The following is a 16,249-nucleotide window of genomic DNA, read 5'->3' as shown; positions in this document are numbered from 1 at the left end:
ACAAAGCTTTTTACATTTACTTATATAACTTATATGGTTTAAAAAATAAAATGATACAGTTGCTCCACACCATAAATAACAAGTCCAATAAAACCGCCGACTAATGTCCCATTTATTCTAATGTATTGAAGATCTTTTCCAATTTCTAATTCTAATTTTTCTGAAACCTCTTTTCCGTCCCAGCTTTTTACGGTTGATGAAATTAAATCTCCAATTACTTTTTTGTTATTTAAAAGAACGGAAACCAAATCATTTTTAATGAAATTGTTGATTTTATCAATCATGATCTGATCTTCTTTAATTCCGTTTCCAAAAGTCTGAATCAAACCAGCAATACTATTTTTAATAGAAGAATCATCACCTTTTTCCAAATCGTTTGTTATGGATAATTTTATTTCATCCCAAATTCCGTTGATATAATCCTGCACTTCTTTTTTTCCGATGAAGCCTAAAATCATATCACTGATTTTAATTCTCATTTCTTCTGAGTTTTTCACCTTTTCTAAGAAGTTGAAAATGTATTCGTCAATTTTTAAACGTACGGCGCTTTCTGGTTTTTTAGCTTCATTTAAGAAATCCTGCAAACCATTAAAAACCCCCTCTGTAATGCTTTTATCTGCCAATCCAAAACTTAGAAGCGGAGTCGAAGCTTTTACTTTCTGTCTGATTAAGTCTTTATTATTCGTCAATTCGCCGCTCATAACTTCGAGAAGATTCGTCAGCATCTGATTTTTTAAATCTCCTTTTTGAAGCGGTTCTAATGCCACAGCCACCCAATCTCCAAAATTAATTCCTTCTATTTTTTCCCTAAACTGAACCTGAATAAATCTTTTGACATCTTCATCTTTAATAGTTCGTAAAATTCCAGGAATAATATTTACAGCGACAACATCAGCAATTTTATTGGCATTTTCTTCGTCTGAAATCCACTCTGAAGCTTTAACCGCAAAATTAAATTCATCCAGCTTCATCTCCATTTTTTCTCGGTCTAGAAATTCCTCTGAAACAAAATTTCCTAGATTTTCTCCGATCTCATTTTTCTTTGTCGGAATAATAGCCGTATGCCAAATCGGAATTCCCATGGGGTGACGAAACAATGCCACAACAGCAAACCAATCTGCAATTCCGCCCACCATTGCTGCTTCACTAAAAGCCTGTAGTATTGGGATTTTAAAATAAATGGCAATTAAAAATAGCAATACAGCAATACCCAAAAGCCCCAAAGCGTTATTCTTCATTCTTTTAAGAGCCTTTACCTTTTCTATATCTCGATCTGTAATAGTTTCCATAATTATAAGCGTTTCTACTACTAATTTAAGGCTTTTTGCTGAGAATATAAGATTTTATTAGCCACGAATTCACGAATTATATTACAACTTCATCTTTAAATTTCTTAATAATGAGGTTGGTGAAATTCGATTTTTAATGTTTTTGATTTGAGATAATTCGTGAATTCGTGGCGAAAAAAAATTACTCAAAAAGTGAGATAAAAATTGTACTTTTGCGAACTGAAAAATGGAAAAAATATGATCATCCAAAAAACTAGAGAGGAAATCGAATTAATGCGCGAAAGTGCTTTAATCGTATCAAAAACATTAGGAATGATTGCTTCTGAAATTAAAGAAGGAGTAACAACATTATATCTTGACAAATTGGCCGAAGAATTTATTCGCGATCACGGTGCGGTTCCAAGTTTCCTTGGCTTGTACGATTTCCCGAATTCGCTTTGCATGAGTCCAAATGCTCAAGTTGTTCACGGTATTCCTAACAATATGCCTCTTAAAAGTGGTGACGTAATTTCGGTTGACTGTGGTGCTTTCAAAAATGGTTATCATGGAGATCACGCTTACAGTTTCGAAATTGGAGAAGTTGCTCCAGAAGTAAAAAAACTTTTGAGAGTTACTAAAGAATCTCTTTACGTTGGAATTAGAGAATTTAAAGCAGGAAATCGCGTTGAAGATGTTGGAAATGCGATTCAAAAATATACTGAAGCTCACGGTTACGGAGTAGTTCGTGAATTGGTTGGACATGGTGTTGGACAAAAAATGCACGAAGAGCCAGAAATGCCAAACTACGGAAAACGCGGGCGCGGAAAACTTTTTGTAGAAGGAATGGTTGTGGCAATCGAACCTATGATCAACATGGGAACTAGAAACATCAAACAACTTAAAGACGGCTGGACAATCTTGACTGCTGACGGAAAACCAAGTGCGCATTTTGAACACGATGTTGCTTTGATTGATGGAAAACCAGAATTACTATCTACTTTCCAATACATCTACAAAGCTTTAGGAATCGAAAGCAACGAAGAAGATGAATTCAGAAAAGTGCCTTTAGTACTGTAAGAATTCCACAAAGATTCACAAAGATATACGCTGAGATACACAAAAATTATTTTATACGCCTTTTGAAAAATGTATTTGGAAAATGAAGTATCGCAAGACGAACTAAATACTATCTCATATAAAATTATAGGTTTAGCAATTGAAGTTCACAAACAACTAGGACCTGGTTTATTAGAATCTGCGTACCAAGAATGTTTATATTACGAAATTGTAAATGCTGGATTAGCTGTAGAAAGGCAAAAAATTTTGCCTATAATTTATAAGGATATTAAACTGGATCATGGTTATAGAATTGATCTGTTAATTGAAAACAAAATTGTAATTGAACTAAAAACTGTAGAAGCTTTTACAGATGTACATTTTGCACAGATATTAACTTATTTAAAACTTGGTGAATACCCTTTGGGTTTGCTTATTAATTTTCATTCAAAAATTTTAAAAAACAACATAAAAAGATTTATAAACACTTAGCGAAACTCTGTGCTCACTTTGTGCAACTCTGCGAAACAACCCCACATGAAAAAACTTTTTAAATTAGTTTTAAATACAATCCCAAGACCATTATTAATTCGTTTGAGTTATGTGGCTCGTCCTATTTTAGCATTCTCTTTAAGAGGAGATAAATTTACAGATCCTATTGATGGCAAAAGTTTTAAATCGTTTCTGCCTTACGGATACGGAAAACAGCGTAACAATGTGCTTTCGCCAAGTACACTCTCGTTAGAAAGACACCGTTTGCTTTGGCTGTATTTAAACGATCAGACTGATTTTTTTACAGCGCCTAAAAAAGTATTGCATTTTGCTCCGGAACAAGCTTTTTATAAAAGATTCCGCAAGCAGAAAAACCTTGACTACACTACAACCGATCTACTTTCGCCTTTGGCCGATGTAAAAGCAGACATCTGTAATTTACCTTTCAAAGACAACGAATACGATGTGATTTTATGTAATCACGTTTTAGAGCACATTCCAGATGACACAAAAGCGATGCAGGAATTGTATCGTGTTTTAAAACCAGGCGGAATGGCTGTTCTGCAAATACCGCAGGATTTGAACCGTGACGTGACTTTCGCAGACGATTCTATTACAGATCAAAAAGAACGCGCCAGAATATTTGGCCAGTACGATCACGTTCGTATTTACGGACGCGATTATTTCGATAAATTAAGAAGCATTGGTTTTATTGTTATCGAAGAAGATTATACAAACAAAATTGCACCCGAATTGGTAGAAAAATACTGTTTGGCAAAAGGCGAAATTATTCCGCTTTGCTTTAAACAGGAAAACTAATTTTTCACAGATAAGTGATATAAGTTCATTAAAAAGAGTTTTCAAATTATTGATATTTTGAAAACTCTTTCTTTTTTTGCCCAATTCCAAACTATAAGCCTAACCAAATCCCTAAATCTTGGAACCTACAAAACCATTTCAGTTCTGTTTTGACATCAGTTTTGAAAAAAATCTGAATGCCTATATCCCAACAGCGTATATTGTTGAAAATACCAGCGAAATCAAATATCTGGATAAAAAAGCAACAAAAGGCGTAGTGGAAAGTTTTGGTATCGATTATGAAACTTTAGATCCCAATTCAAAAAAGATTCTTACAATCTGCGAATCTTTAAAACCTGAATTTGTATTTAAAAAATTCAGCGCAAAAGTAAAATCAGCTAAAACAATTGCCGATTTACAGAAAGATTCCAAAATTGATTTTGCTATTCGCCAGCATTTAAAAATCAATTTAAGTCCGTTTTACGATCTGATTGTAAAAGAGCAATATCCTTTATCTATTGATTTAGGTCCAGAAAAGGATTTTTATCGTTCGAGAGTCAGCATCGATCCACTGGATTTTGAACCGCAAATTCAATTTGATAAACATTCAGAAGGCATCACCTATACCCTTTCATTAAAAGAAAATGAAAAGACATTTCTGCCAAAGGACAATAAAGTTGATATTCTTTCTGATGAGCCAGGCTGGCTGATTGTCAATAAAAAACTAGGGCAATTAAAAGAGTTAAACGGCAAAAAACTAACACCGTTTTTAAAGAAAAAATCAATCGAAATTCCTTCGAAATTGGTTGATGATTATTTTAAAAATTTCATTCCCGAAATTGCTAAAAAAATTGACATTGAAGCTAATGGTTTTGAAATCGAACTTCGTGATCAAATCCATTCCTGCACGATTCAGCCAATATTTGATTTCTTTAAAAACTGTTATTATCTCAATCTTTATTTTGATTATAATGGCTATGTTTTTGACGGAAGCAAAACAAAAAAAATACATTCTTTTGTCGATTTCAGCGTTGCCAATGAACCTCGAATTATTCAGTTTAAACGCAGTACCAATGAAAATTCATATATCGATAAATTGAACGAAATTGGTTTAATAAAGATCAAAAACGAATTATTCGGATTGAATTCTGATGTCGAAAATTCAGATCCTTATATCAATATTCAATTCATTATTGACCATAGAGAAAAACTGAAAGAGTTAGGTTTTACAATTGAAAATTTAAAACTGGAAAGCAAAGAAATCATTACTGGAAATCATACGATTTCTGCTTCTAAAGAAACAACTGGAGATTGGTTTGACATTAAAATCATCATTACTGTTGGAAATTATAAAATCAATTTCAGCGAAATTATTCCAAACATAAAAAGTAAAGAAAGACTTTTCCCTTTGCCTGATGGAAACTACTTTTTGATTCCGTTAGAATGGTTCAGCAAATATGGTTCATTAGCAAAACTGGCCAAAACAGAAAATGGGTTTTTGCTTTTGCGAAAAAGCAACTTTACTGCTTTAGGCGGAATTTCGGAAATTGACAATGATTTAGATCAAATTCATCAAGCTGAATTTACTGCTTCAGATTTGATAAAAGCAACTTTAAGACCTTATCAAATTGATGGTGTAAAATGGCTTTTAGGGCATTTTAATTCTAACATGGGCGCGTGTCTTGCCGACGATATGGGACTTGGAAAAACATTGCAGACTTTATCGGTTCTCGTTTCTGTTCAAGAACAGTTAGGCTTTACAACCAAAACAACCAATTTCGATTTGTTTTCGAACGAAACCACTATTGAAAGAGAACCGCTAAAAGCTTTGATCGTTTTGCCTTCTTCTCTGGTTTTTAACTGGTTTAATGAAGCTGGAAAGTTTACGCCACACTTTTCGAAAATGCAGTATGTTGGCAACGACAGAAAATCTTTAGCAAGCAGAATCAATTCAACCGATTTAATTTTTACAAGCTACAGCATCATTCACCGCGATATTTCTATTTTAGAAAAATACGATTTCCGTTATTTGATTTTGGACGAAAGTCAATACATCAAAAACAAAAATTCTAAGATTTTTAAAGCCATCAATAAAATTAGTACGGGACATAAAATTGCCTTGAGCGGAACGCCTATTGAAAATTCGCTTGACGATTTATGGTCACAAATGCAGTTTATTAATCCAGAGATTTTAGGAAGTTATGCTTTCTTTATGGAAAATTTCAAAAATCCGATTGAGAAAAAGCAGAACGAAGAAGTTTTAACTGAATTAAAAAACCTCATCCAGCCTTATATTTTACGACGAACCAAAGAACAGGTTCTAAAAGATTTGCCAGAACTGACAGAGCAGATTTATTACTGCGATATGGATCCTGAACAGGAAAAATTGTATGAGAAAGAAAAATCTAAAGCTCGTAATTTCTTGCTTAAAACCGATGGATCTCCAGATAAAATCAGCATTATCAACACTTTGATGAAGCTGCGCCAGTTGAGTAATCACCCAAAAATGGTGGATCAGGAATCTGAAATTGATTCTGGAAAATTTATTGCGGTAACGAATTATCTTGAAAATTTAGTTAAAGCAAAACAGAAAGTAATCATTTTCAGCTCGTTTGTGACCAATTTGAATTTCTACACCGATTGGTGTAAGGACAACAAAATAGCTTTTTGTGAAATCACCGGCGAAACGCCTTCAGACAAAAGAGAACAGCAGGTAAAAGTATTTCAAGAAAAAGAAAATCCACTGTTATTCTTTATTTCGTTAAAAGCCGGTGGAGTTGGTTTGAATATTACAAAAGCCTCTTACGTTTTATTCTTAGATCCTTGGTGGAATCCTTTTGCAGAAAAACAAGGAGTCGGGCGTGCGCATAGAATTGGGCAAATGAACAAAGTAAACGTAATCCGATTTATTTCTAAAAATACTGTTGAGGAAAAAATCATCAAACTGCAGGAAAACAAAAAATTATTATCTGACTCTCTTTTGGAAGAAAGTTATATTAATGATGAAATAGAAGGAAACCTCGAGTATATTTTGGGTTCTTAATTGTTAAACCCAATAGATTGGCATCTTTTTCGTTGTATAAAATTGTTATATTTACAAATCTTACAACGAAATACGATGCCAAAATTTTTATATACAAGCTTTATTTTCCTTTTTATTTTCACTTTAGCGAAAGCTCAAGAAAAAGAAATCGATCCTCCATATAATATTAAGACCGTATCTTTTATTCAGAATGGCAGCAATGTCACTCCAATTTTCGAATTGGGTTCTTCATTTACATTTCAATTTGATGATTTGTTTGGTAACGAAGCCAATTATTATTTCGAAATTGTTCATTGCGATTACAACTGGATTCCGACAGAGATTCCAAAAACAGATTATGTATTAGGTATGGACAATCAGAGAATTACTGATTTTTCTAATTCGTTTAATACCTTGCAAGTTTATACGCATTACCGACTTTCTTTTCCTAATCAGTTTACGCAGCAATTACGCCTTTCAGGAAATTACATGCTTAAAATTCTGAACGAAGACAGAGAAGTTGTTTTTTCGAGAAAATTTATTTTGTTTGAAAATCATTGTACCGTTGGAGCACAGGTAAAACGAAGCCGAAACCTTAGCAACATCGATTACAAACAGAATCTTGATTTTACAATTTTATCTAACGATATTGCTTTTCAAACTCCGTTACAGAATGTAAAAGTACTTTTGCTTCAAAATGGAAACTTTCATACCGAGATAAAAAACATTGTTCCTCAATATACAATCGGCAATCAGCTGATTTATAAATATGACAAAGAAACCCAATTTTGGGGTGGAAACGAGTTTTTGTATTTTGAAAACAAAGACATTCGGGCTGCGAGTAATAATGTTGCCAAAATAGGATCTAACAATGATATCTACAATGCGTTTTTATACACGAATGCCGCAAGAGGAAACCAGATTTATACGTTGTATGAAGATGTAAACGGAAACTTTGTTGTGAAGAATATTAACGGTTCTAATAATGATATCGAAGCTGATTATGCTTGGGTTTATTTTAGTCTTTCTGCTCCTGCTTTTAGAATCAATAAAGACATTTATATTACTGGAATGTTTAATAATTACAGTCTTTCGCCAGAATATAAAATGGACTATAACAATGACAAAGGCGTTTTTGAAAAAGCGATTATGATCAAGCAAGGTTTTACCAATTTCCAATACACGGTTGCAGACAAAAAAGGAGTTATTGATTTTGAAAATGCTATTGATGGAAACTTTTATCAAACTGAAAACGAGTACACCATCTTGGTTTATTATAAAGAAGCAACCGACCGTTATCAGCGTGTAATTGGAAAAGGAAATGCAAACTCTATCAATATAGTCAATTAAAACAATGTTAAGGTTTTAGTTTAAACGATTTTTTTTTGTAGCTTTGCCACTATAACACTCACATATATACGGCGTTAGTATGGTTTCTCAAATTACACGAGGCATAAAAATATCTGTTTTGACTAGTTTTGAAGGTACATACTTCAAAAACTACAAGATTCATTTTGCTTTTAGCTACGTAGTTACCATCGAAAATCACAGTAAAGATTCTGTTCAGTTGACTTCTCGCCACTGGGAAATTTTTGATTCTTTAAATGATTTAGAAGTTGTAGATGGTGAAGGCGTAATTGGTAAAAAACCAGTTTTAAAACCTGGCGAAAACCACACTTACAGTTCTGGCTGTTTATTATCATCTCCTTACGGAGCCATGAAAGGTCATTTTAATATGATCAATTTTACTACAACAAAAACATTCAAAGTTATTGTTCCTACTTTTAGAATGTGTGCTCCTTTTGCATTAAATTAAGATATAGTTTACATCTATAGCTTTTATCGTTATCTTAATCATAAATTTGTCAATTTATTAATTTATCCTTTGTACTTTTGTGCAACGTTAGATTATTCGTAACAAAACAAATCGTCTGACTTTAAATTGTCTAATTCACAAATTTTAAATAACATGCTTAAAGGATTTTTTCATGTACCAAAAGCGGTAAACGAGCCTGTAAAAAGCTACGCACCAAACTCACCAGAAAAAGCTGCTGTTCAGGCTGCTTATACCACAATGTGGAATTCTCAAATTGACGTTCCTTTACATATTGGAAGCGAAGAAATTAGAACTGGAAACACAAGAAACATTACAGCTCCTCATGATCACCAGCACGTAGTTGGAAAATATCATCTAGCTGAAAAACAACATATTGAAAAAGCAATTGCTAATGCACTTGAATCAAGAAAAGCATGGGCAAACATGGCATGGGAACAGCGTGCTGCTATTTTCTTAAAAGCTGCTGAACTTATCGCAGGACCATACAGAGCTCGTATTAACGCTGCTACAATGATTGGTCAGTCTAAAAATATCCACCAGGCAGAAATCGATGCTTCTTGTGAGCTAATCGACTTTTTACGTTACAATGTTGAGTTTATGACTCAAATCTACAACGATCAGCCAAAATCAGATTCTACAGTTTGGAACCGTGTTGAATACAGACCTTTAGAAGGTTTTGTTTACGCAATTACTCCATTTAACTTTACTGCTATCGCTGCAAATCTTCCTGCAAGTGCTGCTATGATGGGTAACGTTGTAATCTGGAAACCAAGTGATAGCCAAGTGTTTTCAACAAAAATTATTCTTGACGTTTTCAAAGAAGCTGGAGTTCCAGACGGAGTTATCAACGTAGTTTTCGGAGATGCTTTAATGATTACAGATACTGTTTTAGCTAGCCGTGATTTTGCTGGTGTTCACTTTACTGGATCAACTCATGTATTTAAAGATATTTGGGCTAAAATTGGAGCAAACATTCACAATTATAAAACATATCCAAGAATTGTTGGTGAAACTGGAGGTAAAGATTTTATCATTGCTCACCCAAGCGCAAACGTAAAACAAGTGGTTACAGGAATCACTCGTGGAGCATTTGAATTCCAAGGACAAAAATGTTCTGCAGCTTCTAGAGCTTATATTCCACAAAGTTTATGGCCAGCCGTAAAAGAGCAATTAATTGCTGATGTAAAATCTATGAAAATGGGTTCTCCAGAAGATTTTGGAAATTTCATTACAGCAGTTATTCACGAAGGTTCTTTTGACAAATTAGCTAGTTATATCGATCAGGCTAAAAAAGATGCTGATGCAGAAATCATCATTGGAGGAAATTACGATAAATCTGTAGGTTACTTTATTGAGCCAACCGTTATTGTAACTACAAATCCAAAATACACTACAATGGAAACTGAGTTGTTCGGACCAGTTATCACTATTTATGTTTATGAAGATGCAAAATGGGAAGAAACTCTTGAACTAGTTGATACTACTTCTGAGTATGCTTTAACAGGAGCTGTATTTAGCCAAGACCGTTATGCTATTGAAGTTGCTACAACTAAATTGCAAAACGCTGCAGGTAACTTCTATATTAACGACAAACCAACTGGAGCGGTTGTAGGAATGCAGCCATTTGGTGGAGCAAGAGCTTCTGGAACTAATGATAAAGCGGGTTCTGCATTGAACTTGTTACGTTGGGCTTCTCCAAGAACTATCAAAGAAACTTTTGTAACCCCAGAAGATTACAGATATCCTTTCTTAGGTTAATATTCTGATTTTAGATTTTAGAATTCAGATTTTAAATTATATAAAAAGCCGGAACTTCTATTGAAGATTTCGGCTTTTGCTTTTTCATTTTTTAAAATAATGGTAAGACCTTTTTATTGAATGAAAAATTAATAAGTAATAGAATAACATTTAAAAACCTAAAACACTATAAATAAGATTCTTAAATAAGAAAAATTTTTAATTGCATAAAAATATATAATCTTACAAGAATATTTCAAATATACTATTTGTAATACTTTTCTTATTCTTTTGAGAATCAATACTTTAAAAGCCGCAAATACCTTATTCTGATATTTTAAAAACTTCTTGTTGCTTTCAAAAAAAACTCATCCGTATAAATTTGTTTCAATATTAAACAACATTAAAAGATTTAATAAAAACTAACTACATACGTATGAGAAATTTAAATAATGTTCCTAAAATCATAATGGAATGCAAGAGTATCGGCCATGCTATTGATTATAAATGGACGAAAAAGAAAATCAATAACCTTTTGGATCCTATTGAAGGAAACGAAGATCTTGAATATACCTTAATGCAGATCAATCATAAAGGCTCAATTGGTTTGACTGCAGCCTTATTAGAATGGATTTACTGGCGTTTTACGGGTTACAGCCAAATCGTAAATGACACACAAAAACGCATTGAGGCTCTTTGGTGTTCTATAAATAATCGCGAACAGACTAATCCGCTATTATTTGATACCGATTTTGAAGTGCCTGCTGCTGGTTGCGTAAACGGCGCATTATGGATTGCACTAATGAACGTAAGAATGATAGATGTTAGATATCGAAAAGGTTCTTATTTTTTACAAAATGACCTTATCGGATTGGTATTGTTAGCGCGTCACATCACACCAAAAAAGAAAAAATTCGACAATTGGTTTGCGCAGACTGTTGTCAGTTTAACTCATTCTCACCCTAACCCATACAGAAATGACAACTTAGACGAAAGCGATGAGGCTGTTTACGATTCATCACACGAACCTTTAATTTGCAGAGAATTTTTCTTTGATGAGAATTTTGAATATTCTGTCGAAGCTGCAGAAGATGCAATTCATGGTTTCATTGACAATTTAAACCTTAAAGCGAATAGCTTTTTAGATTTCACAAAAAAGGCTTCCTAATTTAACGGTTGGTTTTTAGTTCAAAAAAATAACCCGATTAAAAATCTAATCGGGTTATTTGATTTAAGGCTTAAATTTTAAAGGAAGGTGAACCACTTTTTTTGTTTCAAAAAATTCATCCTCAAAAAAATCAGCTAGATCGTATAGTGTGGCATTAGGAAAATCTTTTAATTCTTCCGCCAAATCACCGCCTTTTAAATATAGAATTCCATTTTTAAGTTTATGCTTGTGCTGTTTCTTAATTTTATCTTTTATCCAAGAAACAAAATCTGGCATATTGGTTACTGCACGGCTTACAATAAAATCGAAATCGCCTTTTACCAGTTCGGCACGCTTTTGCTCTGCTTTTACGTTCTTTAATTCTAATGCATCAACAACACCTTGAACTACTTTTATTTTTTTGGCAATAACATCAATCAAATAAAAACGGGTTTCAGGAAAAAGAATCGCTAACGGAATTCCAGGAAAACCTCCGCCTGTTCCAACATCTAAAACTGTTGTTCCAGGTTCGAATTTCATAACCTTAGCAATTCCTAATGAATGCAAAATGTGTTTTGTATATAATGAATCGATGTCTTTACGCGAAATAACATTGATTTTTTCATTCCAATCGTGGTATAAAAAGTCTAATTTTTGAAATTGTTCTATTTGAAGATCGGTCAAATTTGGAAAATATTTCAATATCTCATCCATTGCTCTAATTTTTTAACAAAAGTACTACTTTACGATTGAAATATTTAACTCAATTTTGCAAATTGAAAATTTATAATAATTACCTTTGAAAACTATTTAAATTAATTATGAATAACACTGCTCCAACTTTTGCAAGGCAAGACAATTTAAAGTTTTTTAGAACGCTTAACTCTCGCGTTAACAATTACTTTAAAGAAAATAATATAAAGAAAACCGGAAATTGGCAGTTGCATTTAAAAGCTGTTATTCTTTTTGCTGTTTTTTTAACTCCATACTTTTTAATCCTTACGCTTGAGATGCCGTTTTGGGTAATGCTCCTTTTATCGATCGTAATCGGAATTGGAATGGCGGGTGTAGGAATGAATGTGATGCATGACGGAAATCACGGATCCTATTCAACTAAAAACTGGATCAATAAATTCATGGGCGGAACAATTTACGTTCTAGCAGGAAATGTTTACAACTGGCAAGTACAGCATAATGTTTTGCACCATACTTATACTAATATTCCTGGTCATGACGAAGATCTTGATGCAGGACGAATTATTCGTTTTACAGAACATGCTGAATGGCACCGTTTTCACCGTTTTCAACATTACTACTCTGTTTTCTTATACGGTTTATTAACTTTTAACTGGGCTATTACTACCGATTTTAAACAGATGCGTAATTACCTGAAAAGAAAATTATCTTACGGAGAACCAAAAAGCCCGAAAATTCTTTGGACAACTTTAGTAATTACAAAAATCATTTACCTTTCGATTTGGATTGTTTTACCAATGGCAATTGGAATTACATGGTGGAAAGTACTTTTAGGATTTTTTGTAATGCATTATACTGCAGGATTAATCTTAAGTGTAGTATTTCAATTAGCACACGTTGTAGATCATACTACAAATCCAACTCCAAATGAATTAGGAGAAATGGACAATACATGGGCTATTCACCAATTGTACACAACGACCAATTTTGCACCAAAAAATGCAATCGTAAACTGGTACACCGGCGGATTAAACCATCAGATCGAGCATCACATTTTCCCAAATATCAGTCACATTCATTATGGTAAAATTGCAAAAATCGTAAAAGAAACTGCAAAGGAATGCAATTTGCCTTACTACGAATACAAAACAATGCGAAGTGCTGTTATCGCTCACTTTAAGCATTTACGTGATTTGGGTATGAAACCAGAATTATCAGTCTAAAAACTAAAAGAAAATCTATTAATAATTAACCTTCCTTAAAACAACACAGCAATTTAAGGACATTCAAAAATTTTATAATGAATCATATTCTTTCGGACAGAATCAACAACTTAGCGACTTCGCAAACATTAGCAATGGCGGCTTTAGCACGCGAATTGAAAGCACAAGGAAAAGACATTATCAGCTTAAGTTTAGGTGAGCCAGATTTTAATACACCTGACTTTATTAAAGAAGCTGCAAAAAAAGCAATCGACGATAATTACAGTACATATTCTCCTGTTGACGGATACCAAGATTTAAAAGAGGCTATCTGCAGAAAATTCAAAAGAGACAATGATTTAGAGTACAAACCATCTCAAATCGTAGTTTCTACAGGAGCAAAACAATCTTTATACAACATTGCGCAAGTAATGTTAAACGATGGTGACGAGGTTATTTTACCAGCACCATACTGGGTTTCTTATTTCGAAATCGTAAAACTTTCAGGCGGAGTTCCTGTTGAAGTTCCGACTTCTGTTGAAACAGATTTTAAAATTACTCCAGAGCAATTAGAAGCTGCAATCACGCCAAAAACAAAAATGATGTGGTTCTCTTCTCCATGTAATCCATCTGGATCTGTTTACAGCAGAGAAGAATTAACAGCTTTAGCTAAAGTATTAGAAAAACACCCAAACATTTACGTAGTTGCAGACGAAATCTATGAGCACATTAATTTCTCTGGAACTTTCTGCAGTATTGGTTCTATCCCAGGAATGTTAGAAAAAACAATCACTGTAAACGGAGTGGCAAAAGCATTTGCTATGACAGGATACAGAATCGGTTATATCGGAGCTCCAGAATTTATCGCTAAAGCGTGTACAAAAATTCAAGGACAAGTAACATCTGGAGCAAACTCTGTAGCACAAAGAGCTACTATTACAGCTGTAGATGCAGATCCAAGCGTTTTGAACGAAATGGTTCAAGCTTTCCACGGTCGTAGAGATTTAGTAGTTGGGTTATTAAAAGAAATCCCTGGAGTAAAAATCAACGTTCCAGAAGGTGCATTCTACGTATTCCCAGACGTTTCTTCTTTCTTCGGAAAAACATTAAAAGGACACGAAATTAAAGATGCAAACGACGTTTCGATGTATCTTTTAGCAGAAGCAAACGTAGCAACTGTAACAGGAGACGCTTTTGGAAATCCAAACTGTATTCGTTTCTCTTACGCAACAAGCAACGATATTTTAAAAGAAGCATTACGCAGAATCAAAGAAGCTTTGACTGCATAACAATATTCTAAGTTTTACTAAACGGCTTAAGGTTCAAAAGTTTCATCACTTTTATACTTTAAGCTGTTTTTTTATGGGCGTGTCCCAAGGGCCGGGCTATCCGCTATATCTTTTATGGCGAACCCCGCCATAAAAGGATATCGCTCCTATCCCTCACGCAAAACGGTATATTAGAAGTGTCATTTTCAAAAAACTGTACGCATCTAAAATTGGTGCAATTTGCTATTTAAACTCTCAATCGAATAATTTGCATAATTCGTGAATTTACTTCGCCAGTTCGCTATCTCTCGAGTCGTGGCTAAAAAAATCATCTTTCAAAATTCCCATTCTACAATATTGTAAAATATCAAGTGTAATCCTGTAAAACAAAGCGTTTTATAATTGCAAACTTTGTAACATATTAATTTCAAAAAATTATATGTTATGATACATGCAGATGAAACCACAACAGAAACAATTAAAACACTAGAAGGATTAATTTCTATTCTTGAAGATGGAAAACTAGGATATACAAATGCGGCAGAACACGTAGAAAACGCTGCAATGAGAAGTGATTTTCTTGAATATGCCCGCGAAAGAGCCTTATTTATTGTAGAACTTCAAAATCAAATCAATAAACTAGGAAAATCGACAGACAACTCAGGTGGAGGACCGCTTGGCGCATTACACAGAACTTGGATTGATATCAAATCTGCTTTCACAGGAGGCGATACAGAAGCCATTATAAATGCCTGCGTTACTGGTGAAGAGGCCGCGATTGAAAAATACAAAATGGCACTCGAAGAAAACCATTTAGAACACGATCAGATTTACATCGTTTCAAAACAATTGAATAGTATTCAAAATACTTTATCACAAATTAAAATGAGAGCAAATTAATCGATCGATTCATGCTTTTTTTTTGAAAACCACTTTAACCTTCGGGTTGGGTGGTTTTTTTTAGCTATATTCCATAAACTAAAATTTAATAAATTTGGCTTGATTCAATCAAATATTAAATAAGTTAAAAAAGATGGACAAGCAAAAATTTCCAGTTGCCATTTATCAAAAGCCCAGTATAGCAGAAGCTTTCGTTGCTATTCTTTTAACTTTAATAATCTTCGTGCCTTTTATTTATGGAATAAACACTAAGCAACCTATTTATTGCCTTAGCATGATTGTTGGATTTATTGGATTTAGAATCTTTAATACTATCACAAAAAATAAATTTCTTCCTTCAGGAATTATACAAAAAGATATACTAATCAGTTTTTCTGAAAACGGTATTGAAATAAGCAAAAATCAGGAATCTACAATATATCGATGGAACAATCTGGAAGAAATTGAAATAAATATCTATGCTTACAACGGAAGATTATCTTCACGAAATAATAGATCTTCTTATAATGGGTTTGAAAACACAATCAATTTCATCGAAAACGGAGAAAAATTTAAATACCGATTTTATATTGAAAATGTAAATCAATTTAAATTAATAAAAGGACAGTTTCATAAAATAATCCTTCCATTATTAAATCAATATCAAAATTTAAAAGAAGAAAGTTATTGGGAAGCTCAACTTAATTTTGCAAGGAATTATAACAACTTAAATAACGACACAGATTATTTGTAAAAATACCTCATTGAATAATTAAGTTAACAATTTCAAAAAAATCGCCTCATCTCTAGCAAACTCAAATAATTTATTAGACCTTTGCACACTTTT

Annotated in this window: 14 protein-coding genes; 12 read left to right on the top strand and 2 right to left on the bottom strand. The window is 33.3% G+C overall.

Going from position 1 to position 16,249, the window contains the following annotated elements; genetic code table 11:
- Positions 1-38: 38 nt before the first annotated feature.
- Positions 39-1,289 (bottom strand): DUF445 domain-containing protein, encoded by a 1,251-nt coding sequence (locus tag ACWA1F_RS11485; RefSeq protein ID WP_456893861.1) that lies wholly within the window; start codon positions 1,287-1,289, stop codon positions 39-41.
- A 237-nt stretch (positions 1,290-1,526) separates the two neighbouring features.
- Between ACWA1F_RS11485 and map the strand changes: the two genes are divergently transcribed.
- The 8 genes from map (at position 1,527) to ACWA1F_RS11445 (ending at position 11,378) form a co-directional block, all read left to right on the top strand.
- A complete protein-coding gene (gene map, locus ACWA1F_RS11480; RefSeq protein ID WP_456893860.1) occupies positions 1,527-2,345 on the top strand; it encodes a type I methionyl aminopeptidase in 819 nt (272 codons plus the stop codon).
- Between the two features lie 75 nt (positions 2,346-2,420).
- Positions 2,421-2,816 (top strand): GxxExxY protein, encoded by a 396-nt coding sequence (locus ACWA1F_RS11475; RefSeq protein ID WP_456893859.1) that lies wholly within the window; start codon positions 2,421-2,423, stop codon positions 2,814-2,816.
- A 45-nt stretch (positions 2,817-2,861) separates the two neighbouring features.
- Positions 2,862-3,635: a class I SAM-dependent methyltransferase gene (locus tag ACWA1F_RS11470; protein WP_306161432.1), complete on the top strand. Its 774-nt coding sequence runs from the start codon at positions 2,862-2,864 to the stop codon at positions 3,633-3,635.
- 118 nt (positions 3,636-3,753) lie between these two features.
- Positions 3,754-6,657 carry a DEAD/DEAH box helicase gene (locus ACWA1F_RS11465; RefSeq protein ID WP_456893858.1) on the top strand — a complete coding sequence of 968 codons (2,904 nt, stop codon included), beginning with the start codon at positions 3,754-3,756 and terminating at the stop codon, positions 6,655-6,657.
- A 75-nt stretch (positions 6,658-6,732) separates the two neighbouring features.
- Positions 6,733-7,986 (top strand): type IX secretion system plug protein, encoded by a 1,254-nt coding sequence (locus ACWA1F_RS11460; RefSeq protein ID WP_456893857.1) that lies wholly within the window; start codon positions 6,733-6,735, stop codon positions 7,984-7,986.
- A 79-nt stretch (positions 7,987-8,065) separates the two neighbouring features.
- Entirely contained in the window at positions 8,066-8,452 is a 387-nt protein-coding gene (gene apaG, locus ACWA1F_RS11455; protein WP_008467225.1) for a Co2+/Mg2+ efflux protein ApaG, read from the top strand.
- Positions 8,453-8,605: 153 nt separating this feature from the next.
- Positions 8,606-10,231, top strand: coding sequence for an L-glutamate gamma-semialdehyde dehydrogenase (gene pruA, locus ACWA1F_RS11450; RefSeq protein ID WP_456893856.1), 1,626 nt, complete (start codon positions 8,606-8,608; stop codon positions 10,229-10,231).
- Between the two features lie 415 nt (positions 10,232-10,646).
- Entirely contained in the window at positions 10,647-11,378 is a 732-nt protein-coding gene (locus tag ACWA1F_RS11445; RefSeq protein WP_456893855.1) for a hypothetical protein, read from the top strand.
- Between the two features lie 63 nt (positions 11,379-11,441).
- Here the strand turns inward: ACWA1F_RS11445 and rsmG are convergent, their stop codons facing one another.
- Complete coding sequence (rsmG, locus tag ACWA1F_RS11440) at positions 11,442-12,071, bottom strand: 16S rRNA (guanine(527)-N(7))-methyltransferase RsmG (RefSeq protein WP_456893854.1); 630 nt, start codon at positions 12,069-12,071, stop codon at positions 11,442-11,444.
- Positions 12,072-12,178: 107 nt separating this feature from the next.
- On the opposite strand from rsmG, the gene ACWA1F_RS11435 reads away from it, so the two are divergent.
- From ACWA1F_RS11435 to ACWA1F_RS11420, 4 genes are all read left to right on the top strand, one after another.
- On the top strand, positions 12,179-13,276 hold the full coding sequence (locus ACWA1F_RS11435; RefSeq protein ID WP_125722780.1) for a fatty acid desaturase family protein: 1,098 nt from the start codon (positions 12,179-12,181) through the stop codon (positions 13,274-13,276).
- Between the two features lie 77 nt (positions 13,277-13,353).
- Positions 13,354-14,544: a pyridoxal phosphate-dependent aminotransferase gene (locus ACWA1F_RS11430; RefSeq protein ID WP_012023823.1), complete on the top strand. Its 1,191-nt coding sequence runs from the start codon at positions 13,354-13,356 to the stop codon at positions 14,542-14,544.
- 423 nt (positions 14,545-14,967) lie between these two features.
- Positions 14,968-15,423, top strand: coding sequence for a ferritin-like domain-containing protein (locus ACWA1F_RS11425; protein WP_456893853.1), 456 nt, complete (start codon positions 14,968-14,970; stop codon positions 15,421-15,423).
- Positions 15,424-15,556: 133 nt separating this feature from the next.
- Complete coding sequence (locus ACWA1F_RS11420) at positions 15,557-16,156, top strand: hypothetical protein (RefSeq protein WP_456893852.1); 600 nt, start codon at positions 15,557-15,559, stop codon at positions 16,154-16,156.
- Positions 16,157-16,249 lie beyond the last annotated feature (93 nt).

Source organism: Flavobacterium erigeronis, from assembly GCF_054075165.1.
Note: the sequence above shows the minus strand (reverse complement) of the source record. Positions and strands in the feature narration are given on the sequence as shown.

Bases quoted from the DNA above. Each gene is read 5' to 3' on its own strand.
- ACWA1F_RS11485 (WP_456893861.1), bottom strand. From the start codon at position 1,289: ATGGAAACTATTACAGATCGAGATATAGAAAAGGTAAAGGCTCTTAAA.
- map (WP_456893860.1), top strand. From the start codon at position 1,527: ATGATCATCCAAAAAACTAGAGAGGAAATCGAATTAATGCGCGAAAGT.
- ACWA1F_RS11470 (WP_306161432.1), top strand. From the start codon at position 2,862: ATGAAAAAACTTTTTAAATTAGTTTTAAATACAATCCCAAGACCATTA.
- ACWA1F_RS11460 (WP_456893857.1), top strand. From the start codon at position 6,733: ATGCCAAAATTTTTATATACAAGCTTTATTTTCCTTTTTATTTTCACT.
- apaG (WP_008467225.1), top strand. From the start codon at position 8,066: ATGGTTTCTCAAATTACACGAGGCATAAAAATATCTGTTTTGACTAGT.
- pruA (WP_456893856.1), top strand. From the start codon at position 8,606: ATGCTTAAAGGATTTTTTCATGTACCAAAAGCGGTAAACGAGCCTGTA.
- ACWA1F_RS11445 (WP_456893855.1), top strand. From the start codon at position 10,647: ATGAGAAATTTAAATAATGTTCCTAAAATCATAATGGAATGCAAGAGT.
- rsmG (WP_456893854.1), bottom strand. From the start codon at position 12,071: ATGGATGAGATATTGAAATATTTTCCAAATTTGACCGATCTTCAAATA.
- ACWA1F_RS11435 (WP_125722780.1), top strand. From the start codon at position 12,179: ATGAATAACACTGCTCCAACTTTTGCAAGGCAAGACAATTTAAAGTTT.
- ACWA1F_RS11430 (WP_012023823.1), top strand. From the start codon at position 13,354: ATGAATCATATTCTTTCGGACAGAATCAACAACTTAGCGACTTCGCAA.
- ACWA1F_RS11425 (WP_456893853.1), top strand. From the start codon at position 14,968: ATGATACATGCAGATGAAACCACAACAGAAACAATTAAAACACTAGAA.
- ACWA1F_RS11420 (WP_456893852.1), top strand. From the start codon at position 15,557: ATGGACAAGCAAAAATTTCCAGTTGCCATTTATCAAAAGCCCAGTATA.